The 23,948-nt window shown below is 66.3% G+C and carries 18 protein-coding genes; 4 read left to right on the forward strand and 14 right to left on the reverse strand.

Annotated features, from left to right (window positions below):
* Positions 1–39 precede the first annotated feature (39 nt).
* The 9 genes from bamA to rpsB form a co-directional block, all read right to left on the reverse strand.
* Entirely contained in the window at positions 40–2,415 is a 2,376-nt protein-coding gene (gene bamA / locus EV691_RS06680) for an outer membrane protein assembly factor BamA (RefSeq protein WP_131301320.1), read from the reverse strand.
* A gap of 73 nt (positions 2,416–2,488) precedes the next feature.
* A complete protein-coding gene (rseP, locus tag EV691_RS06685) occupies positions 2,489–3,841 on the reverse strand; it encodes an RIP metalloprotease RseP (RefSeq protein ID WP_131301322.1) in 1,353 nt (450 codons plus the stop codon).
* Between the two features lie 236 nt (positions 3,842–4,077).
* The gene (gene ispC, locus EV691_RS06690; protein WP_131301479.1) at positions 4,078–5,268 is read right to left on the reverse strand and encodes a 1-deoxy-D-xylulose-5-phosphate reductoisomerase; all 1,191 of its coding nucleotides are present in this window, start codon (positions 5,266–5,268) and stop codon (positions 4,078–4,080) included.
* The gene (locus EV691_RS06695) at positions 5,262–6,077 is read right to left on the reverse strand and encodes a phosphatidate cytidylyltransferase (RefSeq protein ID WP_131301324.1); all 816 of its coding nucleotides are present in this window, start codon (positions 6,075–6,077) and stop codon (positions 5,262–5,264) included. The genes ispC and EV691_RS06695 overlap by 7 nt, the downstream gene beginning before the upstream one ends.
* Positions 6,077–6,832, reverse strand: coding sequence for a polyprenyl diphosphate synthase (gene uppS, locus EV691_RS06700; RefSeq protein ID WP_131301325.1), 756 nt, complete (start codon positions 6,830–6,832; stop codon positions 6,077–6,079). Before uppS ends, EV691_RS06695 begins: the two co-directional genes overlap by 1 nt.
* A 23-nt stretch (positions 6,833–6,855) precedes the next feature.
* Complete coding sequence (gene frr / locus EV691_RS06705; protein WP_039802636.1) at positions 6,856–7,413, reverse strand: ribosome recycling factor; 558 nt, start codon at positions 7,411–7,413, stop codon at positions 6,856–6,858.
* Positions 7,403–8,152, reverse strand: a complete 750-nt coding sequence (pyrH, locus tag EV691_RS06710) for a UMP kinase (protein ID WP_131301327.1) — start codon at positions 8,150–8,152, stop codon at positions 7,403–7,405. Before pyrH ends, frr begins: the two co-directional genes overlap by 11 nt.
* Before the next feature lie 306 nt (positions 8,153–8,458).
* Entirely contained in the window at positions 8,459–9,328 is an 870-nt protein-coding gene (gene tsf / locus EV691_RS06715) for a translation elongation factor Ts (protein ID WP_131301329.1), read from the reverse strand.
* Between the two features lie 135 nt (positions 9,329–9,463).
* The gene (gene rpsB, locus EV691_RS06720; RefSeq protein ID WP_131301331.1) at positions 9,464–10,204 is read right to left on the reverse strand and encodes a 30S ribosomal protein S2; all 741 of its coding nucleotides are present in this window, start codon (positions 10,202–10,204) and stop codon (positions 9,464–9,466) included.
* A gap of 257 nt (positions 10,205–10,461) precedes the next feature.
* Here rpsB and map point away from each other — a divergent pair, with 257 nt between their 5' ends.
* The 3 genes from map to dapC all read left to right on the forward strand — a co-directional run bounded on the left by map (position 10,462) and on the right by dapC (position 15,251).
* Positions 10,462–11,244 (forward strand): type I methionyl aminopeptidase, encoded by a 783-nt coding sequence (gene map / locus EV691_RS06725; protein WP_089168900.1) that lies wholly within the window; start codon positions 10,462–10,464, stop codon positions 11,242–11,244.
* 46 nt (positions 11,245–11,290) lie between these two features.
* Complete coding sequence (locus tag EV691_RS06730) at positions 11,291–13,990, forward strand: [protein-PII] uridylyltransferase (RefSeq protein ID WP_131301333.1); 2,700 nt, start codon at positions 11,291–11,293, stop codon at positions 13,988–13,990.
* 67 nt (positions 13,991–14,057) lie between these two features.
* Positions 14,058–15,251, forward strand: coding sequence for a succinyldiaminopimelate transaminase (gene dapC / locus EV691_RS06735; RefSeq protein ID WP_131301335.1), 1,194 nt, complete (start codon positions 14,058–14,060; stop codon positions 15,249–15,251).
* A gap of 39 nt (positions 15,252–15,290) precedes the next feature.
* On the opposite strand, the gene EV691_RS06740 is transcribed toward dapC, so the two are convergent.
* The 5 genes from EV691_RS06740 to EV691_RS06760 form a co-directional block, all read right to left on the reverse strand.
* On the reverse strand, positions 15,291–16,925 hold the full coding sequence (locus EV691_RS06740; protein ID WP_131301337.1) for a Na+/H+ antiporter: 1,635 nt from the start codon (positions 16,923–16,925) through the stop codon (positions 15,291–15,293).
* Between the two features lie 91 nt (positions 16,926–17,016).
* Positions 17,017–17,853, reverse strand: a complete 837-nt coding sequence (locus tag EV691_RS06745) for a DUF7281 domain-containing protein (RefSeq protein WP_131301339.1) — start codon at positions 17,851–17,853, stop codon at positions 17,017–17,019.
* Complete coding sequence (locus tag EV691_RS06750; protein ID WP_131301341.1) at positions 17,838–19,061, reverse strand: phosphoenolpyruvate carboxylase; 1,224 nt, start codon at positions 19,059–19,061, stop codon at positions 17,838–17,840. The genes EV691_RS06745 and EV691_RS06750 overlap by 16 nt, the downstream gene beginning before the upstream one ends.
* Positions 19,058–19,699 (reverse strand): hypothetical protein, encoded by a 642-nt coding sequence (locus EV691_RS06755; protein ID WP_131301343.1) that lies wholly within the window; start codon positions 19,697–19,699, stop codon positions 19,058–19,060. The genes EV691_RS06750 and EV691_RS06755 overlap by 4 nt, the downstream gene beginning before the upstream one ends.
* A complete protein-coding gene (locus tag EV691_RS06760; RefSeq protein WP_131301345.1) occupies positions 19,700–23,374 on the reverse strand; it encodes an ATP-binding protein in 3,675 nt (1,224 codons plus the stop codon). It lies immediately after the preceding gene.
* 215 nt (positions 23,375–23,589) lie between these two features.
* Between EV691_RS06760 and EV691_RS06765 the strand changes: the two genes are divergently transcribed.
* Positions 23,590–23,946 carry an ArsC family reductase gene (locus tag EV691_RS06765; protein ID WP_131301347.1) on the forward strand — a complete coding sequence of 119 codons (357 nt, stop codon included), beginning with the start codon at positions 23,590–23,592 and terminating at the stop codon, positions 23,944–23,946.
* The last annotated feature ends 2 nt before the right edge of the window (positions 23,947–23,948 follow it).

The following is a 23,948-nucleotide window of genomic DNA, read 5'->3' on the forward strand; positions in this document are numbered from 1 at the left end:
TCCCGCTTTGCAGCATTTACGTGATGAGGGCCGGGCCCGTTAGAAGCTCTGACCCATTGAGAACTGGAACACCTGGGTTTCGGCGTCGTCGGGCTTCATGACCGGCACGGCCAGACTGAAGCTCAGCGGGCCGAAGCCGCTAACCCAGGTCACGCCCAGCCCGATGGAGCTGGCCATGTTGCTGAAGTCGATATCGCAACTTTCGTCGTTGCGCTCCTTCTGTGAGGAACTGCAGTTGGTATCGAACACGTTGCCCACATCCCAGAACAGGGAGGTGCGCAGCGAGCGCTGGTCCTTGACGAACGGCATCGGAAACATCATCTCGACCCCGCCGAGCATCAGCACGTTGCCGCCGAACGGCTGTTCGTCCTGATCCGAATCCTCCTCGGTCCCCTCGTTGCCGGTCACCGCCTCGCCCCGGCTCGGCGTACTGCGCGCGCCCAGCGTGTTGTCCTTGAAGCCGCGGATGGAAGAAAAACCGCCGGCATAGTAGTGCTCGTAGAAGGGCATTTTCGTGGTGGAACCAAAGCTGTCTCCATACCCCAGCTTGGTATGGAAACGCAGGGTGTAATCGTCCGTCAACGCCTTGAACATCTGGGCATTGTAATCGATCTTGTAAAATGACAGATCGCTGCCGGGCAGCGTGGTTTCGAATACCAGGCTCTGGGAGGTGCCGCGCGTGGGCATTACCCCGCGATTCAGGGTCGACTCGGACCAGCCGGCCGAGGCCTTGAGGTTCAGGTAGTCGTCACCTTCCTCGTCGAGGAACTCGAAGATCTCGTCGACCGTAAAGGTGCCGGTATCGATGCTGTCCTGCTGGGCGGTAAGACCGAAGCTCAGACGCGAGGTTTCGCTGATCGGATAGCCGATGTTGACGCCGGTGCCGAAGCTGTCCACCGAGTAGCTGGAGTAGTCCACCTCCAGATCGTCATAGTCGGTGGACTTCAAGAACACATTGTAGCCAAGGCTGATGCCGTCCTCGGTCCAGTAGGGGTCGACGAAGCCGAAGTTGTAGTTGGTCTGGTACTCGCTGCGGGTCAGGCCGATGGTGACCTTGTTGCCGCTGCCGAGAAAGTTGTTCTGGCTGATCGAGCCGCCCAGGACCAGACCGGCATTCTGGGCAAAGCCGACGCTGGCGGTGACGGAGCCGGACGCCTGCTCCTCGACGGTGAAGTTGACATCCACCTGGTCGTCGGTGCCCGGCACCTGCGGTGTCTGGACGCTGACCTCCTTGAAGAAGCCCAGCCGCTCGAGACGGGTCTTGGACTGGTCGATCAGGTAGGTCGAGGCCCAGCCGCCCTCCATCTGGCGCATCTCGCGACGCAGCACCTCGTCCTCGGTCTTGGTGTTGCCGCGAAAGTTGATGCGGTTGACGTAGGCCCGCTTGCCCGGATCGACCACGAAGGTGACGGAAACCGTCTTGTCCTCGTCGTGGGGCTCGGGCACGGCATTGACGTTGGCGAAGGTATAGCCCTCGTTGCCCAGGCGCCGGGTGATCAGCTCGGAACTGCTGGTCATCACCTTGCGGGAGAACACCTGGCCTTCCTTGACCAGCAGCAGGGACGCGATTTCCTCTTCCGGAACCTTCAGGTCACCAGTGAGCTTGACTTCGCGGATGCTGTACTTCTCGCCCTCGTCGATGTTGACGGTGATGTAGACATGCCGCTTGTCCGGCGTGATGGATACCTGGGTGGAGGCGATATCCATGTTGATGTAGCCACGATCCAGATAGTAGGAGCGCAGGCGCTCCAGGTCGCCGGACAGCTTCTCGCGGGCATACTTGTCGTCGTTGCGGAAGAAGGACAACAGGTTGGTGGTCTTCAGTTCGAACAGGCCGATCAGGGTCTCGTCCGGAAAGACGGTGTTGCCCACCACATTGATGTGCTGGATGGCGGCGACCGAACCTTCATTGATCTTGATCTTCAGGGCCACCCGGTTGCGCGGCTGCGGCACGACTTCGGTCTCGATCGAGGCCGAATAGCGGCCTTGGGCGACATACTGGCGCTGCAGCTCGTTGCGCACCCCTTCCAGGGTTGCCCGCTGGAAGATCTCGCCCTCGGCCAGGCCGGACTGCTTCAGGCCGTTCAGCAGGTCTTCCGACTTGATGGCCTTGTTGCCTTCCAGCTCGATGCTGGAAATCGAAGGCCGCTCGACTACAGTGATGACAAGGATGTTGCCATCATGGCCAAGCTGGATATCCTGAAAGAAACCGGTCTTGAAAAGTGCACGCGCACCCTCCACGAGACGCCGATCATCTACCTGATCGCCAACGTTGAGCGGCAGGGCACTGAACACGCTACCGGCGGAGACCCTCTGCAGACCATTGACACGGATATCGGTGATGGTGAAGGACTCGGCGTGAACCTCGGCGGTCATCAAGGCGGCGAGGACCGCAGGCAGCAGCAGGCGTTTCATGAAGTCCTTTCTTTTTCAACTGACAATAAAGAAACTGCCGCGAAACGCGGCAGCTTCGAAACTCGGCAAGGCGTCACAAGCGACTCAAGTCATTGACCAGAGCCAGCAGCATGACCCCAACGACAAGGCTGATACCAATCTGCATTCCCCAAGCCTGGACTCGTTCCGACAAGGGGCGCCCCCGGGCCCACTCGACGAAATAGAAAAGCAGATGGCCGCCATCGAGCACCGGAATCGGCAGCAAATTGAGCACCCCCAAGCTTATGCTCAGATAGGCGAGAAAATTCAGAAAGTCTCCCACCCCTGACTGGGCTGAAGCGCCCGCCACTTTAGCAATGGTTATCGGCCCGCTCAAGTTTTTTACCGAGAGCTCGCCAAAGAGCATTTTCCTCAGGGAATCGAGAGTCAGGACGCTCATACCCCAGGTGCGCCGAAAGGCTTCACCGACCGCCTCCAGCGGACCGTGACGGACTTCACGAAGCATTTCCGGAGGCCATTCGGCAGCCTCCACGCCAGCCCCGAGATAGCCGCTGCGCGCCTCGCCTTCGCCGCGCCCCGCCAGCTCGACCGGCAGCTCGATTCGCTGCCCCTCCCGCTCGATCAGGAAGATGACTCGCGCCCCCGGGCGGGCACGCACCCGATCGACCACCTGCTGCCAGTCGTCCAGCGCCTGCCCGTCGAGCGCCAGCAGGCGGTCACCGCCTTGCAGACCGGCCGCCTGCGCCGGCCCCTTCGGGTCCAGCTGGGCCAAGACGGGGGCCAAGGCGGGACGCCACGGGCGAATCCCGAGACTGGCAATCGGATCGGGCTCCTCGACATCCTTCAGCCAGTCCTTGAGAACCACTTGGCGCTGGGCATTCACGCTGGAGTCCGGCTCGCGCACGGTGATCTCGAGCGTCCCGCTCTCGCCCAGGCGACGCACCATCTGCAGGTTGACCGCCGCCCAGCCGGCCGTCTCCTCGCCGTCCACCGCAAGGACCTCCTCTCCGGCCTGCAGCCCCGCAGCCGCCGCCGGACTACCCGCCTCCACGGCGCCAATGACCGGCCGCAGCTGCTGGCTGCCAAGCAAGGCCAGCAGCCAGAAGAACAGCAAAGCCAGGAGAAAGTTGGCAATCGGGCCGGCCGCAACGATGGCGATGCGCCGGACGACGCCCTGACGATTGAAGGTCTGCTCGAGCAGCCCCGAGGGAACCTCCCCCTCGCGCTCGTCGAGCATCTTGACATAGCCCCCCAGGGGAACCGCGGCGATCACGAACTCGGTGCCCTGGCGGTCGTGCCAGCGCAGCAGAGGCGTGCCGAAACCGATGGAAAAGCGCAGCACCTTGACGCCGCAACGACGGGCGACCCAAAAATGGCCGAACTCGTGGAAGGTGACCAGCACCCCGAGCGCTACCAGGGTGCCGATGATCATGTACAGAGCGCTCATTGCATTCCTCCGGATCCGACGATCGAGCCGCCGGACTCAAGTCCCGGTGTAGGGGCGCCAGGACAGGTTGGCGAACGTGCCTCACCGCCCGGGCGAAAGGGATAGGCTCGCCTCTTCGCTACGCGCCCGTGCATCCCCGCGCGCGAGGATACGCCACCTTTGTTACTGACCGGCCAGCCCCGGCATGGCACGACGGAAGGATCCTGCCGGCCGGGCCCGTCAGGCACCGGCCTGGCTCAGCGATTGTGACGCCGCAGCCAGCCCTCGGCCCGTGCACGGGCCTGACCATCGGCAAGCAGCACTGCTTCGAGGTCATCGATGGTGACGACCGGCTCGCCCTGCAGGACCTCCCCGATGATACTCGCGATTTCCGGAAAGCGGACACGCCCGTCGAGAAAGGCCGCCACGGCCACCTCATTGGCGGCGTTGAGCACGGCCGGCGCACTGCCGCCGGCCTCGGCCGCCTGCCGGGCCAGACGCAGGCAGGGAAAGCGCGATTCGTCGGGTGCCTGGAAGTCCAGACGGGCGATGGCGAACAGATCCAAGGGGGCGACCCCGGAATCGATGCGTTCGGGCCAGGCCAGGGCGTGGGCGATCGGCGTGCGCATATCCGGATTGCCCAGCTGCGCCAGCACCGAGCCATCGACATAATCGACCAGCGAATGGATCACGCTCTGCGGATGGACCACCACCTCGACCTGCGCGGGACGCGCATCGAACAGCCAGCAGGCCTCGATCAGCTCCAGGCCCTTGTTCATCATGCTGGCCGAATCCACGGAAATCTTCCGCCCCATCGACCAGTTGGGATGGGCGCAGGCCTGCACGGGCGTCACTTCGGCCAACGCGGCCGCCGAGGTTTCGCGGAACGGTCCGCCGGAGGCGGTCAGCAGGATACGCCGCACCCCGACCGCCGCCAGGCCCTGGCTGTAGCCGCTGGGCAGGCACTGAAAGATCGCATTGTGCTCGCTGTCGATCGGTAGCAGCTGCGCGCCGCTGCGCCGCACCGCCTGCATGAACAGGGCGCCGGACATCACCAGCGCCTCCTTGTTGGCCAGCAGGACCTTCTTGCCCGCCTCTACCGCCGCCAGCGTGGGGCGCAATCCGGCAGCACCGACGATGGCCGCCATCACCGCATCCACCTCGGGATGGGCCGCCACCTCGCAAAGTCCTTCGCTGCCAGCCAATACCCGGGTAGCCAGACCGGCAGCGTGCAGCTCGTCCTCAAGCCGCCGCGCCGCCCCCGACTCGGGCACCACGGCATAACGGGGACGAAAGCGCAGGCAAAGAGCTTTCAGCTCGTCCAGGCGGGTGAATCCCGTCAGCGCGAAGGCCCGGTAACGCTCGGGATGACGGGCGATCACGTCCAGGGTGCTCAGGCCGATGGAGCCGGTGGCACCCAGCACGGTTATCTGTTGCGGATTCAAGATGCCCCCCAACCGGCGATCCAGAGCATGACGACGAACATCGGAATGGCTGCCGTCAGGCTGTCGATGCGATCCAGCACACCGCCATGCCCGGGCAGCAGATGGCTGCTGTCCTTGAGACCGGCCTGGCGCTTGAACATGCTCTCGGTCAGGTCGCCGACCACCGAGATCAACACCACCAGAACGGTGCCGGCGAGCGCCAGCGCGAACTCGCCCGCCGACCAGCCACGGACCAGCCCGACAACCACGGCGACCAGCAGGCAGGCCAGCAGGCCGCCAGCCACCCCTTCCCAGCTCTTGCCGGGACTGACTTGCGGCGCCAGCTTGCGCCGGCCGAAGGCCCGGCCGACGAAATAGGCGCCGATATCCGCGGCCCAGACCAGCACCATCACCGCCAGAATCAGCTGATTGCCCAGCGGCCACTGTTTGAGCAGCAGCAGGCCCTGCCAGGCCGGCAGGAGAATCAGCAGGCCGATCGCCAGCCGGCGGCCCGTTCCTTCCCAGCGATGACTGCTCTGCGGATAGCTCAGGACCAGCGGCACGGCCAGCAGCCACCAGAGAACGCCGAGCAGCATGACCCCGGCCGCCAGCATCGGCAGCCAGTAGAGCAGCACGAGCAGAGCCGCGAGCGCCGCGGCGAAGCCCACGCGGGCCGGCTGCCCGGCGAAGCCGGCAAGCCGCGCCCACTCCCAGCCGCCCAGGGTGACGACCGCCCCGATGAACAGCGCGAAGACCCCGCCCTCGAGCAGGAAGAAGCCGGCCAGGGCGAGGGGTAGCAGCACCAGCGCAGTGAGGATTCGTTGCTTGAGCATCAGGTCCGCGCCTCTGCTTCCACCTGTTCGCTGGTCTTGCCAAAGCGGCGCTGACGGGAAGCGAAGTCGGCCAATGCCTGACGCATGGCCTCCTGCTTGAAGTCCGGCCAGTACAGATCGGTGAAATACAGCTCGGCATAGGCCAGCTGCCAGAGCAGGAAGTTGCTGATGCGATGATCCCCACCGGTACGAATGCACAGGTCCGGCAGCGGCTGATCACCGGTCGTCAGGCAGCTTTGCAGGAGCTGCGGACTGATGTCGTCCGGGCGCAGATGGCCGGCCTGAACCTCCCGTGCCAAGCGCTGCACGGCCTGGGCGATGTCCCACTGGCCACCGTAGTTGGCGGCGACCTGCAGGAGCAACCCCGTCTGCCCGGCGGTCTGCAGCTCGGCCTCGCGCATGGCGGCCTGCAGTTCCGGACTGAAGCGCGAGCGATCGCCGATGATGCGCAGGCAGATGCCGTTCTCGCTGAGCCTTCTCGCCTCGCGGCGCAGGGCCGCCAGGAACAGCTCCATCAAGGCACCGACCTCGGCAGCCGGGCGCTGCCAGTTCTCGCTGGAAAAGGCGAACAGGGTCAGCACCTCGACCCCCGCCTCGACGCACACCTCAATCACCGCCCGCACCGCGTCGACCCCCGCCTTGTGCCCGGCGATGCCGGGCAGCAGGCGCTTCTTCGCCCAGCGGTTGTTGCCATCCATGATGATGGCCACATGACGCGGCACCACGGCAGGAGCAGCGGTCTTGAATTTGTCCATGAAAATTCCCGTAACGGCCGTCGTTACACGGCCATGAGATCGGCCTCCTTGGCCTCCAGCGCCTTGTCGACCTCGGCGATGGCCTTGTCGGTGAGCTTCTGCACCTCATCGGCCGCGCGACGCTCGTCGTCCTCGCTGATTTCCTTCTCCTTGACCAGGTCCTTGAGCTGGGCCAGGGCATCGCGACGGATGTTGCGCACCGCGACCCGGGCATTTTCCGCTTCGGCACGCGCCTGCTTGGTGTAGCCCTTGCGGGTTTCCTCGGTCAGCGCCGGCATCGGCACGCGGATGGTGGTACCGGCGGTCGCCGGATTGAGACCCAGATCGGAGGTCATGATGGCCTTCTCCACCGCCTGGATCATGCTCCTGTCGAACACGGTCAGCGCCAGGGTGCGAGCATCCTCGGCGACCACGTTGGCCACCTGGCGCAACGGCGTGTCGGCCCCATAGTAGGAAACCATGACGCTGTCCAGGATGCTCGGATGGGCGCGACCGGTGCGAATCTTGGCGAAGGCGTGCTCCAGGGACTCCAGGCTCTTCTTCATGCGCGCCTGCGCGTCCTTCTTGATCTCATTGATCATGCTTGCTTTCCTCGATCAGGGTTCCTTCGGCACCGCCGACCACGATGTTCAGCAGGGCACCCGGTTTGTTCATATTGAAGACGCGCAGCGGCATCTTGTGATCGCGACACAGACAAATGGCGGTCAGGTCCATCACGCCCAGCTTGCGATCCAGCACCTCGTCGTAGGTCAGGTACTCGAACTTCTCGGCATTCGGGTCCTTGAAGGGATCGGCCGTATAGACGCCGTCCACCTTGGTGGCCTTGAGCACCAGGTCGGCATCGACCTCGATGGCCCGCAGGCAGGCCGCGGAGTCCGTGGTGAAGAAGGGGTTACCGGTTCCCGCGGCGAAGATCACCACCTCGCCGGAAACCAGATGACGCATGGCCTTGCGCCGGTCATAGTGATCGGTCACACCGACCATGGAGATAGCCGACATGACGGTCGCCGGGATGTTGGAGCGCTCCAGGGCATCGCGCATGGCCAGGGCGTTCATCACCGTGGCCAGCATGCCCATATGGTCGCCCGTGACCCGGTCCATGCCGGCAGCGGACAATGCGGCGCCGCGGAACAGGTTGCCACCACCGATCACCAGACCGACCTGTACGCCGATGCCGACCAGCTGACCGACCTCCAGCGCCATGCGGTCCAGCACCTTGGGGTCGATGCCGAACTCCTCGGAGCCCATCAAAGCTTCGCCGCTGAGCTTGAGCAGAATGCGTTTATAGCGAGGTTGACGACCACTCACCTGCTGGGCCATTGCGTATCTCTCCTGCGGCTCTATCTATATCAGTCGAAACAGGCACGCGGCCTGCCGTTGCGCTGTGCCGGGAACGGCACCGGCCGGCGGCCGATCAACCTGGCGAAGCGGCTGCATCACCCGGCTGCCTGCAAATTGGTTGTAGCGGTCGATCCGGCATCGCGACAGCAGTGACACATTGTCACGCTGCACCCCAGCCTCTGGGCCGCCCGGTGCCGGGCCGGCAAACCGCAGGCCGCCAGTCGACAAAGAGGCTGCACGCGCGAGCGGGCAGCCTCTTGTCGGGACGACGGAATCGAAGCCGTCTTATTGCTTGCTGGCAGCCAGCTGGGCAGCCACTTCGGCAGCGAAGTCGACTTCCACCTTCTCAATGCCCTCACCCACTTCGTAGCGGACGAAGGAAACGATCTCGGCCCCGGCCTTCTTGGCCAGATCGCCGACCTTGACTTCCGGGTCCTTGACGAACGGCTGCTCGACCAGACTGGCCTCGGCGAGGAACTTGTTGATACGCCCCTTGACCATGTTCTCGACGATGTTTTCCGGCTTGCCGGCGATCTTGTCGGCGTTCAGGGCCAGGAAGATTTCCTTTTCCTTGGCGATCGCTTCCTCGGAAACCTGGGACGGGTTCAGGAACTGCGGGTTGCTGGCCGCCACATGCATGGCGATTTCCTTAGCCAGCTCGGTGCTGCCGCCCTTCAGGGTGACCAGAACGCCGATGCGGTGACCGTGCAGGTAGGCGCCCACCACGTCGCCCTCGACCCGGGTCAGACGGCGGATGTTGACGTTCTCGCCGCACTTGGCCACCAAGGCCTCGCGTGCCGACTCCTGGGCCGCGATCAGCGGAGCGGCTTCGGTCAGCTTGTCGGCGAAGGCCTTCTCGAGGCTCTCGGCCACGAAGGCCTTGAAGTCGTCCTGCAGGGCCAGGAAGTCGGTCTGGGAGTTGATCTCGATGATCACGGCCGCCTTGCTGTCATCGGACAGCTTGACCGCGATGGAGCCTTCGGCGGCAATGTTGCCGGCCTTCTTGGCCGCCTTGATCGCACCGGCGGCGCGCATGTCGTCGATAGCCTTCTCGATGTCGCCACCAGCGGCAGTCAGGGCCTTCTTGCAATCCATCATGCCCTGGCCGGTACGTTCGCGCAGTTCCTTGACCAGCGCCGCAGTAATCTCTGCCATGTTCGCAATCCTCTTGAATAGGTTTTCAACCATTCCGCCCGCGGGATCGGGCGTTTCCGATCTTCAGATATGAAGGTGGCAAAAAGGGGGCCTAGCCCCCTTCTTGCGCAGCGGGTACCGCCTGGCGTCCCGCGCTTAGCCTTCCGAGGCCTCGGAGGCAGCGACTTCCTCGACGAACTCGTCGCCGGTGCTGGCGTTCTGACGGCCGTTCAGCACGGCATCGGCCACGGCGCTCAGGTACAGGTGCACGGCACGGATGGCGTCGTCGTTGCCCGGGATGATGTAGTCCACGCCCTCGGGGCTGCTGTTGGTATCGACCACGCCTATGACCGGAATGCCCAGCTTGTTGGCTTCGGTAATGGCAATGCGCTCGTGGTCGACGTCGATCACGAACATCGCGTCCGGCAGACCGCCCATCTCCTTGATGCCGCCCAGGCTGCGCTCCAGCTTCTCCAGATCGCGAGTGCGCATCAGCGCCTCTTTCTTGGTCAGCTTGGCGAAGGTGCCGTCCTGGGACTGGACTTCCAGCTCGCGCAGGCGCTTGATGGAGGCGCGAATGGTCTTGTAGTTGGTCAGCATGCCGCCCAGCCAGCGGTGGTCGACGTAAGGCATGCCGCAACGGGCGGCCTCTTCACGGACCAGCTTGCCGGCGGAACGCTTGGTGCCGACGAACAGGATCTTGTTCTTGCCCACTGCCAGCTTCTCGACGAAGCGCAGGGCTTCGTTGAACATCGGCAGGGTCTTTTCCAGATTGATGATGTGGATCTTGTTGCGCGCGCCGAAGATGTACTTGCCCATCTTCGGGTTCCAGTAACGGGTCTGGTGGCCGAAGTGGCAGCCAGCCTTCAGCATGTCGCGCATATTGACTTGGGACATTTCAATTCCTCGATCGAGTCGGGTTAGGCCTCCACGCATCCCGATATCCAACCCTTGCGGGCACCCAGGATACCGTGCCGATACGTGTGTGGGGTTAGTGCTCGCGAACGACGGGCCCGCCGAGCGGCGCGTTTTATAGCACAAAAGCCGGGCACAGGCTACCGACCCTGCTCGCCGCGCGGCGCCCGCTCGATTTGGTTTATCATCGCGCCTTTCCGAACGAAGGCCCGCGCCCCGGGCGCCGAGAGAGAATCTGCATGACCGTCACCATCAAGACGCCCGAGGAAATCGAAAAAATGCGCGTGGCCGGCCGCCTGGCCGCCGAGGTGCTGGAAATGATCGGCGAGCACGTCAAGCCGGGCGTCACCACCGAGGAACTGGACCGCATCTGTCACGACCATATCGTCAACGTGCAGCACGCCATTCCCGCCCCGCTCAACTACAAGGGCTTTCCCAAGTCGATCTGCACCTCGGTCAACCATGTGGTCTGCCACGGCATTCCCAACGACAAGCCACTGAAGGACGGTGACATCGTCAACCTCGACATCACTGTGATCAAGGACGGCTATCACGGCGACACCAGCATGATGTTCCTGGTCGGCAACACCCCGGAGTGGGCGAAGCGCCTGTGCCAGGTGACCCAGGAATGCCTGTACAAGGGCATCGAACTGGTGCGCCCGGGCGCCCACCTAGGCGACATCGGCGAGGCGATCCAGAAGCACGCCGAGAAGAACGGTTTCTCGGTGGTCCGCGAGTACTGCGGGCACGGCATCGGTGCAGTGTTCCACGAGGAGCCCCAGGTGCTCCACTACGGCCGCGCCGGCACCGGTCTCGAACTCAAGGAAGGCATGACCTTCACCATCGAGCCGATGATCAACCAGGGCCGCGCGGAAACCCGCCTGCTGGGCGACGGCTGGACCGCCATCACCAAGGACCGCAAGCTCTCCGCCCAGTGGGAGCACACCCTGCTGGTCACCGCCGACGGCTACGAGGTCCTCACCCTGCGCCGCGACGACACCATCGCCCGCACCCCGCGCTGACTCGCGCCGGCCCATGAACATCCGACCGTAGTAGACAGGTGACGCCATGCCGCAGGTGGACCCCGAGTTGTTCGACCCCGGGCAGTTCCAGGCCGAACTGGCCCTCAAGTCCAGCCCCATCGCCGCCTTCAAGAAGGCGCTGCGGCGTGCCCGGGAGGTGCTCGACGCACGCTTCCGGGAGGGCCGCGACATCCGCCGGCTGATCGAGGATCGCGCCTGGTTCGTCGACCAGATCCTCGCCCTGGCCTGGAGCCGTTTCGACTGGAGCGAGGACGCCGACATCGCCCTGATCGCCGTCGGTGGCTACGGCCGCGGCGAGCTGCACCCCTGCTCGGACATCGACCTGCTGATCCTGATGGACGGCGCCGACCACGAGGTCTTCCGCGACTCGATCGAGGGCTTTCTCACCCTGCTCTGGGACATCGGCCTGGAGGTCGGGCAGAGCGTGCGCTCGCTGGCCGAATGCGCCGAGGAAGCACAGGCCGACCTGACGGTGATCACCAACCTGATGGAAAGCCGGATCATCGCCGGCCCCGAGCACCTGCGCCAGCGCATGCAGGAAGTCACCCGCGCGCAGCAGATGTGGCCGAGCCGGGCCTTCTTCCTCGCCAAGCGCGCCGAACAGAAGGCCCGCCACGCCCGCTACAACGACACCGAATACAACCTCGAGCCCAACGTCAAGGGCTCGCCCGGCGGCCTGCGCGACATCCAGACCATCCTCTGGATCGCCCGCCGCCAGTTCGGCACCCTCAACCTGCACGCCATGGTCGACCAGGGCTTCCTGCTGGAAAGCGAATACACCCTGCTCGCCGAATCCCAGGAATTTCTCTGGAAGGTGCGCTACGCCCTGCACATGCTCGCCGGGCGCGCCGAGGACCGCCTGCTGTTCGATCTGCAGCGGCAGATCGCCGGGCTGCTCGGCTACGAGGACAGCAACGTCAAGCTGGCGGTCGAGCGCTTCATGCAGAAGTACTACCGGGTGGTGATGGGCATCGCCGAGCTGACCGAACTGGTCTTCCAGCACTTCGAGGAAGTCATCCTGGCCGGCGACGCCGCCGGCCGGGTCGAGCCGCTGAACGAGCGCTTCCAGGTGCGCGACGGCTATCTGGAGGTCACCCGGGGGAGCGTCTTCGAGGAAGCCCCCTCCGCCCTCCTGGAAATCTTCGTGCTGCTGGCCCGGCATCCGGAAATCAAGGGCGTGCGCGCCGACACCATCCGCCTGCTGCGCGACCACCGCTACCTGATCGACGACGCCTTCCGCCGCGATCCCCACAACACCGGTCTGTTCATCGAGCTGTTCAAGAGCAGCCAGGGCATCCACCGCAACCTGCGGCGGATGAACCGCTACGGCATCCTCGGCCGCTACCTGCCGGAGTTCGGCCATATCGTTGGCCAGATGCAGCACGACCTGTTCCACATCTATACGGTCGATGCCCACACCCTGCACCTGATCAAGCACCTGCGCAAACTCTTCTGGCCAGAGCTGGCGGAGAAATACCCGCTGGCCAGCAAGCTGATCGAGAAGCTGCCCAAGCCCGAACTGGTCTACCTGGCCGGCCTCTATCACGACATCGGCAAGGGCCGCGGCGGCGACCACTCGGAGCTCGGCGCCGCCGACGCCCTGGCCTTCTGCCAGCGCCACCAGCTGCCGGGCTGGGACACCCAGCTGATCGTCTGGCTGGTGCGCAACCACCTGCTGATGTCCACCACCGCCCAGCGCAAGGACCTCTCCGACCCGCAGGTGATCTTCGACTTCGCCCAGAAGGTCCGCGACCAGACCTACCTGGACTACCTCTACGTGCTCACCGTGGCGGACATCAACGCGACCAACCCGACGCTCTGGAACTCCTGGCGGGCCAGTCTGCTGCGCCAGCTCTACACCGAGACCAAGCACGCCCTGCGCCGCGGCCTGGAACATCCGGTCGGCCGCGAGGAGCAGATCCTCCAGACGCAGAACGCCGCGCTGGACATCCTGGTGCGCAGCGGCACCGACCCCGACGATGCCGAGCAGCTGTGGTCGCAACTGGGCGACGACTATTTCCTGCGCCACACCTCCAGCGACATCGCCTGGCACACCGAGGCGATCCTCCAGCACCCCGACAGCGCCGGGCCGCTGGTGCTGATCAAGGAGACCACCCAGCGCGAGTTCGAGGGCGCCACCCAGATCTTCATCTACGCGCCGGACCAGCACGACTTCTTCGCCGTGACCGTGGCCGCCATGGACCAGCTCAACCTGAGCATCCACGACGCCCGCATCATCACCTCGACCAGCCAGTTCACCCTCGACACCTACATCGTGCTCGACGCCGACGGCGGCTCGATCGGCGAAAACCCGATGCGCATCCAGGAGATCCGCGGCGGGCTGGTGGAAGCCCTGCGCAATCCGGCCGACTACCCGACCATCATCCAGCGCCGAGTGCCTCGCCAGCTCAAGCACTTCGCCTTCGCACCGCAGGTCACCATCCACAACGACGCGCTGCGTCCGGTGACCATCCTCGAGATCATCGCCCCGGACCGCCCCGGCCTGCTGGCGCGGATCGGCAAGATCTTCCTGGACTTCGACCTGTCGCTGCAGAATGCCAAGATCGCCACCCTCGGCGAGCGGGTCGAGGACGTGTTCTTCGTCACCGATGCGCACCACCAGCCGCTGTCCGATCCGGAACTCTGCGCCCGCCTGCAGCTGGCGATCGTCGAGCAGTTGGCGGACGGCGACAGCCACATCCAGCCGAGCCGGATCAGCATCTGAACCTTGAACAGGGCGGCCCGTCCCCAGCGCCGGACGGCCTACCGCCTGCGCTCACCAGGAAAGCCCCATGAACGACGCCCTGAACCTGCTGCAACCCTATCCCTTCGAGAAGCTCCGCGCGCTGCTCGCCGGCGTGCAGCCGCCGGCCAAGAAGGCCATCGCCCTGTCCATCGGCGAGCCCAAGCACCGCTCGCCGAGCTTCGTCGCCGAGGCCCTGAGCGCTAGCCTCGAACAGCTGTCGGTCTACCCCACCACCCTCGGCCTGCCGGCGCTGCGCGAGGCCGTCGCCCAGTGGTGCGAGCGGCGCTTCCGGGTGCCGGCCGGCTGGCTGGACCCGGCACGCCACGTGCTGCCGGTCAACGGCACCCGCGAAGCATTATTCGCCTTCACCCAGACCGTGGTGAACCGCGAAAGCAATGGCCTGGTAGTCAGCCCCAACCCCTTCTACCAGATCTACGAGGGCGCAGCCCTGCTTGCCGGCGCCACCCCGCACTACCTGCCGTGCCTTCCGGAGAACGGTTTCAACCCCGACTTCGACGCGGTGCCAAGCGAGGTCTGGCAGCGCTGCGAGCTGCTGTTCCTCTGCTCGCCGGGCAACCCGACCGGCGCCCTGGTGCCGCTGGAAACGCTGAAGAAGCTGATCGCCCTGGCCGACGAGCACGACTTCGTGATCGCCGCCGACGAGTGCTACAGCGAACTGTACTTCGACGAGCAGAACCCGCCGCCCGGCCTGCTCACCGCCTGCGCCGAGCTGGGGCGCAGCGATTTCCGCCGCTGCGTGGTGTTCCACAGCCTGTCCAAGCGCTCCAACCTGCCGGGCCTGCGTTCGGGCTTCGTCGCCGGCGACGCCGAGATCCTCAAGAGCTTCCTGCTCTACCGCACCTACCACGGCTGTGCCATGCCGGTACCGACCCAGCTGGCCAGCATCGCCGCCTGGAACGACGAGGTCCACGTGCGCGCCAACCGTGTGCTGTACCGCGAAAAGTTCGACGCGGTGCTCGGCCTCCTGCAGCCGGTGCTCGACGTGCAGCGCCCGGACGGCAGCTTCTACCTGTGGCCGCGCACGCCGGTGGACGACCAGAGCTTCACCCGCGAGCTGTTCGCCCGCGAGCACGTGACCGTGGTGCCGGGCAGCTACCTGTCGCGCAGCGTGGGCGACCTCAACCCCGGCGCCAACCGCGTGCGCATGGCCCTGGTCGCGCCGCTGGCCGAATGCGTGGAAGCCGCCGAGCGCATCCGCGACTTCGTCCGCGCCGGCTGAACCCTGCAAGCGGCGCGCCCCCGGCGCTCCGCCCTCCCCTCAGCCGCGGTGCAGCCGCGCCTCGCTGATGTCCAGCTCGCGCAGGATCTCGCCGAGCAGGTCGTCGTCGACCTGATTGCGATGCCGCAGGCGGTACAACTCCAGACGCTGGGAGCGCAGCGCCTGCAGACGCAGGCGCTGCTCCAGCGCATCCATCTGGCGCAGACGCGCCCGCCCTTCCCCGGAGTCCTCGCGCTCCAGCTGCTGACGGTATTCGGCCATGATCTTGGCCTTGACCTCGGTCGCCAGGGCCATGCCCTCGGGACTCAGGCCGGGCTCGTCGCTCTGCGCCTCCAGGGCGCGGATCGCCGCCTCGACGGTCTTCGCCCGGTTGCGCCGCAACTCCTGCTCGCGCGCCTCCTGGTTGTCCGCCGGCAGGCCGCGCAGCAGCAGCGGCAGACCGAGGGTGGCGACCAGCAGCGACAGCAGGATCACCCCGGCGGCGATGAAGATCAGCAGGTCGCGCTGCGGAAAGGCCTCGCCATTGCCCAGCAGCAACGGCAGCGACAGCACGCCGGCCAGGGTCACCGCGCCGCGCACCCCGCTCAGGGTAAGCAGCGCCGCCAGGCGCAGCGACGACTGCCCGGCGAAGCCGCTGGGCAGGCCGCGCCAGCGGCGCAGCGCGCCGGACACCAGCCAGTAGAGCCAGGTCCAGACGAAGCGCAGCAGGATCAGCGCCAGGTACACCTGGCCCACGTAGAGCGCCAGCTGTCCGGCACTGGTCCAGAACAGTTCGCCCTCCCCGATCGAGGCCTTGACGATGTCCGGCAGTTGCAGGCCGAGGAGCAGGAAGATCAGGCCGTTGAAGGTGAACTCCAGCAGCGCCCAGACGCTGCGGTTGAGCAGCCGCGTGGTGGTCTGCCGCGGCAGCAGGTCGAGGCGGCTCTGCATCATGCCCGCCGCCACCGCCGAGAGAATCCCGGAGACGCCCAGGTGCTCGGCCGCCACATAGGCGGCGAAGGGCAGCAGCAGCATGAACATCACGTGTGGCGCCGGCTCCTCCCAGCCGAGGCCGATCATCCAGGCGCGAAAGCGCCCCAGCGCATAGCTCAGCGCGACCCCGACCGCCAGCCCGCCGATCGCCACCAGGACGAACTCCAGGCCGGCCTCGGCGGGCGAGAAGGCCCCGGTCAGTGCGGCGGCCACGGCGAACTTGAAGGCCACCAGGCCGGAGGCGTCGTTCATCAGCGCCTCGCCCTGGAGGATGTTCATCAGCGTGCGCGGCAGGCGGCCATGGACGATCGCCGAAACCGCCACGGCGTCGGTGGGCGACAGCACCGCCGCCAGGGCGAAGGCCGCCGCCAGGGGAACCTGCGGCAGGAGCAGATGGATCAGCCAGCCGGCGCCGAGCACGGTGAACAGCACCAGGCCGAAGGCCAGCAGCAGGATCGGCGTGCGCAGCCGCCAGAACTGGCCCTTGGGCATCCGCCAGCCGTCGACGAACAGCAGGGGCGGAATGAACAGCAGCAGGAACAGCTCGGGATCGAGCCGCACGTGCAGGCCCAGCGCCGGCATCGCCAGCAGCGCGCCGATGGCGATCTGGATGAGCGGCAGCGGAATGGGGACGAACTGCGCAGTGATGCGCGTGCCGCCGACGACCAGCAGCATGATCAGGATGGTGTAGAGAAGTTGCATGCACGGGAAGGAGCAGCCAGGGGAGCCCCAGTCTACTCCCCCAAGCGAAGCGGCGAGACCTTTCGATGGTCGAGGTGAAAACCTTTGCGACTCAGCGACGTGGCACCTGCCGCAGGACAGTGCCGAGCGCCAGCATGTGCTGCTGCTTGATGCTGACCTGATGCGCCTTCATCTCCTCCCACACGCCTTGCCAGCCGCCCAGTTCGATACCTTCCAGATGAGCGGACTGCCGGGATTGGCGGGCGAAGTGTTCGCGGCTACCTTTCTCCAGAAGATGCTCGTCCAGTTCCGGCAGCAGAAGGATATCGGCACGCGGCAGGCTGGCAGCGATGCTCAGGCCGGCCGGGTCGTAATCCGCAAAGACGGTGACGCGGATACTGGGCGGCAAGCTGCCGAGCAACTGGCGCGTACCGCGTGCCAAACCACCGTGGCCACGGTAGATGACCAAACTGCCAGCCAGCTCGCTCGGGGCCTGGTAGTGCTCCCAGTCGTCGAAACTGTCGAGGTTCTCGATTACCAGCTGGGCGATGACGGAGCAGTCCAGACTGTCCAGAGGCATACGCAGGCTGAGACTGGGCGACAAGGCAGGCAGCGGTGTGGGCAGAGTGCCCTTGACCAACACAAAGCCATCGTCGGGGCGTTGGCGGGCAATCTTTTCGTCACGACTGACCGCTGCGACCTGAGCCCGGCTGCCTGAGGGCACTGCTTCAACAAGCAAGTCGAATCCCCAGTTCTGCTCGGCCAGTTGGCGCAATGCATCTCGCTCTTGAGCACTGAAGTGAAGCAACTTGCCATTCTCACGGACCGCGCCGACCTCAAGGTCGCGGTGAATCCGCTGCCAAGTCGCGTTCAATGCAACCCTTTCGCCGCGCTCACGCAGGAACTTATGGATGGCATTGCGGTGTTTGAGCGTCAAAGTATCAGACATAGTTTCACGTCCCTGATGATGAAGTTACCCGAGTATAGGGAATGATGCTCTCCGTCTGGTGCCAGTTCGAAGCATTCCTTCTGCTCCTCCGGCAGTCCCTCGTAGCCGCCGATCACCTGGTACAGCCAGCTTTCCGCCTCCCACGGCAGGTCGTGCTGCGCCCGGTACTCCAGGGCCGAGAGCCGCTCGCCGCTGTCGATGACCCGGCAGAAGTAGGCCTCGACGGCCACGCGGATGGGGTTGGCGACGACCTCGAAGTCTTCCGCCGCGCCGAGCACGAATTCGCCGGCCTCGCCCGGCGCCTGGCTCAGGCGCTCGGCCGGCTGCAGGCTGCGCGCCTGGGCCACCAGGGCGAGCAGGACCGCCTCCTGCAGCGGGTTGTGGACGTCCGCCGCGGCCGCGGCGAGGATCGCCGGGGCCTGGTTGAACAACTGCGGCACCTGCGGCTGGGCGGCGTGGTTGCCCACCCGATAGTCGGGCTGCTGCTCCATGTGCAGCAGCCAGCCCTTGAGCAGGCGGGTGCGGCCGCGGATCTGCCGGAAGCGGCCGAGCAGCTCGAGCAGACGGCCCTGGACGACGCTCAGCTCCTGGGAACAGGCGCTGACCGTGCGTTGCAGGCTGGTGACCAGGAGACGGCGCAGCTCGCGCAGATCGCCGGCGGTTTCGGCCAGTTCCTCGAAGCTGATCAGCTCCAGCCCGGCGAGCAGCTCGCTGACCTGGGACTGGGCCAGCTCGTTCTCGCGGATCTTGGCATTGAGGGTGCCGACATAGCCGAATTCGTTGTTGATCCGGCTCCACAGCACGCGGATGCCGTGGCCGAGGGTCTCGCCGAAGGCGTAGACGTGCTCGCGCAGCTCGCCCAGGTAGGCGTCGGCGGCCGCGTAGTCGCCCTGGTGGCGCGCCTCCTTGTAGTGGGCGGCGAGGGTCTTGAAGGTGGCCAGGGCGGAGCCGGTGTTGGCGTCGATCTGCCGGTTGCGGTCGTCGCGCAGGGCCTCCTCCAGCAGCGCGCGCACCGCCCGGCGCAGGTGCAGGTCGGCGCCGGGCTCGGGCCGGTAGAGGATGCCGTCCTTGACCAGGCGCTCCTCGACCGCCGGTTCCAGCGCCTGATCCGCCACCGAGCCGGACAGGTAGGCGTCCATGATCGGCTCCGCATGCCGGCCCAGCAGGCGCAGGAAGCGCACCCCGGCCTGGTGCAGGTTGCCGCTCATAGTAGCGAGCCCTGGCCGGCGCCTTCCGCGCGGCCCTCGAGGTCGAGACCCTCGCTTTCGTCGATGAAGCGGATCACCTCGTACAGGTAGTCGAGCTTGCCGGTGCCCAGGTAGATCTGCTTGTCCGGGTTGGGACGCACCAGGTAGCCCAGCTCGCAGAGCTTCTTGAACACCTGCTTGATCTGCCCGTCGACGCTGGCGCTGGTCGAGCCGAACAGCCGGTAGTGGCTGATCCGCGCCAGCTGCTCGCGGAACGCCGGGGTGTCCTCGACGATGCTCTGCAGCTCGTTGAGGCGCAGCGCGCTGCCCTCGGTGAGCGGCGCATCCTGGGCGCCGGCCTCCTGGACCAGCACCAGCCACTCCACCAGCGGGGAGAGCGCGGCGCAGACGTCGCGGAACTGCTGGCCGAGCACTCCGCGCTCGTCCTCGCCGAGCTGCCGGTAGGCGCAGAAAAACACGTCGCCCTCGCCGGAGCCGCCGACGGCGGCGACCATGCGGTTGAGGGTGGCCAGGTAGTCGTCGACCTGCTCGCGGTTGGCCGGCGTCTTCAGGAAGCGCCAGGCGTCCTCATCGCTGGTACGGCAGATGAACTCGCCCCTGAGCAGGCGTTCGATCACTTGTCCTCTGGTCGAGAGCATTTACGCCACCTCCCCGTTCTTCAGGTTCTTCAGACGCTCGGCGATGACATCCAGGCGCGGCTTGACCACCTGCAGCTGGCGGGTCTGCTTGTTGACGATGTAGCGATTGGCGAACAGCGACAGCACCTCGGAGTCCGGGTTGGGGAAGGCGCCGAGGATGCGGATGTTGTTGTTGCTGCAGGCCTCGAAGATCTTCTTCACGTTGTTGTGGTGCAGGGTACCCAGCTCGTCGATCGGCCAGTGGACGACGGCCGGCGCCGCACCGCGCAACAGGCGGGTGAAGGCCAGCAGGAACTTGCAGAGGATCAGGTAGGCCATGCCGTGGCTCGACGACTCGTTGAGCTGGCGGTCGGTGCGGATCACCAGGTCGCTGTTGCCCTCGCGCAGGCGCAGCTCGATCTCCAGCAGCCCGGCGATGCCGCCGCCGAGTGCCGAGCGGCCGATGATGTCCAGCGTCCGGCGCATGCTGGCGGTGTAGTCCTCGCCGGGCAGTTCGCTGTAGCCGTCCTCGCGCCAGGTGCGGAAGGCCTTGATGAAAGCCTTGAGCTCCGGCCAGAACTCCAGCTCGCCGATCCGCGAACGGATGCGCACCGCCGAGTCGGAGACGCCGTCGAGGAACAGCTCCTCGCTGACCTCGCGGGTGATCCGCGCGCTCTGCGTGTCGATCTTGCGGTCGATGTCGGCGAGCACCTCGTAGTAGTGGTTGAGCTCGATGCCGAAGTTCTTGCCCAGATCGCGCAGCACGGCGACCTTCTGCGGCACCAGGGTGTTGAGCAGTTCCGCCAGGTGCGGCACCAGGCGGCGGTAGTCGAGGCCCGGGATGCCGCGCTCGCCGGCCTGGGTGCATTCGGCGCGGCTGCGCTCCCAGGTTTCCGCCAGGCCGGAACCGGACTGCCCGGCGATCAGGCCGTCGAAGCGCTCGACGTGCGCCTTGATGGCGGCGAGCTGCCGCTCTCGGGCCTGCAGCAGCTCCTCGCCGAGGCGCAGGCGCTCGTCCAGCTCGCCCTCGGCGAGGCTGCCCTCGCGCGGCAGCTTCAGTTCGCCCAGGCGACGCAGCAGTACCTTGACGCGACCCAGCGCCTCGTCGAGCTGCCCCTTGAGCTGCAGGGCCTGCTGGCGGAGCTCCTCCAACTGGCCGCGCTCGGCCTTGTAGGCGGCGCTGGCGCTGCCCAGCCGCTGTTCGAGGTCGGCGGCCAAGTCGCGGCTGTCGCCCAACTGGCCCTGTAGCTTGGGTTTGCGTACCAGCCAGCTGTGCCGGTACCACTCGTCGTAGCGCAGCACCTCGGCGCGGCGCTGCTCGGTGCGGACGATCCGCTCGCCGAGCGTCTTCATCTGGCGCTTGAGCTCGACGATGGCGTTCTCGTCGACGCCGCGCGACTTCAGCTCGGCCCTGTACCAGCGCTCGCACTCGTCCAGCTCGGCCTGGGCGCCGGCGCGGCGCGCCTCGGCGGCGGCCTTGAGCTGGCGGATCTGGTTGTCCAGGCTGCCGAGCACCTGCTGCCAGTGCGCCGAGGTTTCCAGGCGTTCCTCGCCGTAGCGGCTTTTCAGTCCGGCCAGCCAGGCGTCGCGCTCGGCGGCCAGTTGCTTGAGCGCGCCATCCAGCTCGACCAGTTGCCGGCGCGCCTGGCTGCGCCGCTCGGCCACCGCGGCGTCCAGCCGATCCTTCTGGGCGCGGCGCTCCTCCTTGAGACGCTGGCGGTCGTCGCGGCGGTTCTGCGCCTCGCTGCGCGCCACCACCAGTTGCCGCTGCAACGCCTCCAGAGCGTCGTTGGCCTCGACCAGCCGGGCCTCGGCCTCCTTCTGCTGGTTCCCGGCGTCCTGCAGGGCGTCCTGGGCGAGTTGCAGGCGCTGGCGCAGCTCGGCCTCGCTGGCGGCGTAGTCGGGGACTTCGAGGGCGGCCAGGTCCAGATGCACGCCGAACAAGCTGCCTTCGCCGTCGCCGGCCAACGCCGGCTTGAGGTCGGCGCGCTTGAGCAGTTCCGGATGGATGACCTTGCCGAGCCGGCTCTCCCAGCCCGGCTGCTCGCGGCGCAGGAACTCCAGCAGGGTGTGCTGGCCGGGGTAGAGCATCAGCTCGGTCTCGTCGAGCCGCTCCTGGCGCTCGACCTGCCGCCGTGCACCCAGCGTGAAGGCGCCATGGGCCTCCTCGCGGCGGGCGCGCAGGCCGCGCTCCTGGATCTCCAGCTGGCGAACCTGGGCCTCGGCGGCCTCGACCCTCTCGTCGGCCTCTTCCAGGCGGCGGTCGAGGATCGCCAGGGCGAGGTTCTCCTCCTCGCTGTAGCCGAGGCTCCGGCTCTGCTGGTCGAGGCGATCGCGTTCGAGCCTGCGCTCGTACTCGCGGCGGCTGAAGTCCTCCAGCCCCTCCTGGCGGCGAGCGACGAAAGCGCTCTCGAGGGCATGCAGCGCCTCGTCCTGGCGGGCCTTGCGCTCGTCGCGCTCCTCGCGCAGGGCTTCCTCCTGGCCGCGCAGTTGCTCCAGCGCCGCCTCGCGCTGGTCCTTGATCGCCTGCTGGCGCTCCAGCCAGTCGCGCTCGACGTCCTGGTGCTGGCTGGTGAACAAGCGGTGGCGGGCATCGAGGTTGGCCATCTCGTCGCGCCAGGCGCCCACCTGCTCGAGATCGGCCTTGGCCTGCTCGATGTCGGCCTCCAGGTAATCCTGGTACTGCCGCTCGATCTGCTCCAGCTCGTCCTCGATGCGACCGATGTCGCCGCGGGCGGCGGACAGCTCCAGGTTGAGTACGTCGCGCCGGTCCTTCCAGCGCTCCTCCAGTTGGCGGAGCTGGAAGCCGCTCCGTTCGATCGATGCCTCGGTCTCTTCCTGGGCCTGGAACAGGCGCGGCTCGTCGGCCTTGTAGCCGAGCAACAGGCCGGCCAGACGCAGCTCGCCGCCGAGAAGGTCCTGGTACTCGCGCTCCAGGCGCTCGAACTCCGGGCGGATGGCGTTGAAGCCCTGGATCAGGCGGCTGTCGCGAATCCAGTCCTCGACCCGCTGCAGGTTGAGGTGGGTGGCCGGCGGGCTGACGCCGTCCTCCTCGAGGATGGCGGCGACCATCGATTTGATGGTCTCCATCTTGCCCTCCCGGGAATGCACGGCACGCGCCAGCTTCTCGATATGGCGCAGGGAATGCTCGGGGTCGCAGAGCGAGAACTGCCGGGCCCAGCCGCGCAGCTCGGCGCGCTGGCCGTCGGCGGCGAGCAGGCTGCGGTCGTTCTGGACGATGGCGCGGAACTGGGTGGTGTTGATCAGCCGGGTGGTATTGACGCCGGCCTGCCGGAAGCGCCGTCCCAGCTCCTCCATGCTCAGGCAGGCGATGGCGTCGCCCTGACGGCTCTTCACGTAGTCGTCCAGCTCGAAGCCCTTCTGCACCAGGCGGTAGGCCACCCCCCTGCCGTCGCTGGCGGCGGCCAGCACCGCCTGGCAGAGCTGGCCGTCCATGCGCCGGTATTCGTAGACGATGAAGCTCTGCTCGGTAGGCAGGTACCAGCGCTCGAAGCTGTCGCGGGTGGCCGGCACCACGCGGCTCGGGTATTCGCCGTAGAACACCGGCACCAGCCGCTGCAGGGTGGTCTTGCCGGAGGCGTTGGTGCCGCAGATGTTGGTGTGGTCGTCGACGACCAGTTCCACCACGCCCTGGAGGTGGGTGTTGATCAGGATGATGCGGTTCAGGCTGGGCATGCGGGTCCTTCAGAGAAACGGTGGGGGCGGATCGCGAACCGAAAGGGGGGAGGAAGTGTAGCGTCTGAACGGGATTTGCGAAGCGGCCGGGCCTTCGCCCGTGGCGCCGCCGGTTCGACACGGCCCCGAAACAATCCGTTCGGATTCAATCTGCCGCCGGCCGGGGTTCGGCGTGGCATAATTCCCGCCCTCTTTCCCGACCACACGATACCCAGATGACAGACGGAACCCCGGTCCTCTACGGCATCAAGGCCTGCGACACCATGAAGAAGGCCCGCACCTGGCTCGACGAGCAGGGCGTCGCCTACCGCTTCCACGACTACAAGAGCGCCGGCATCGACCGCGCGCACCTGGAGAAGTGGTGCGCCGAGCACGGCTGGCAGGTCATGCTCAATCGCGCCGGCACCACCTTCCGCAAACTGGATGACACACAGAAGGCCGATCTTGATCAGGCCAGGGCCATCGAACTGATGCTCGCCCAGCCCTCGATGATCAAGCGCCCGGTGCTCGACCTCGGCGCACGCAGCCTGGTCGGCTTCAAGCCGGACCTCTATTCCGCCGCGCTGGCCTGAGG

Source organism: Azotobacter chroococcum, assembly GCF_004339665.1.
Taxonomy (GTDB): Bacteria; Pseudomonadota; Gammaproteobacteria; order Pseudomonadales; family Pseudomonadaceae; genus Azotobacter; species Azotobacter chroococcum.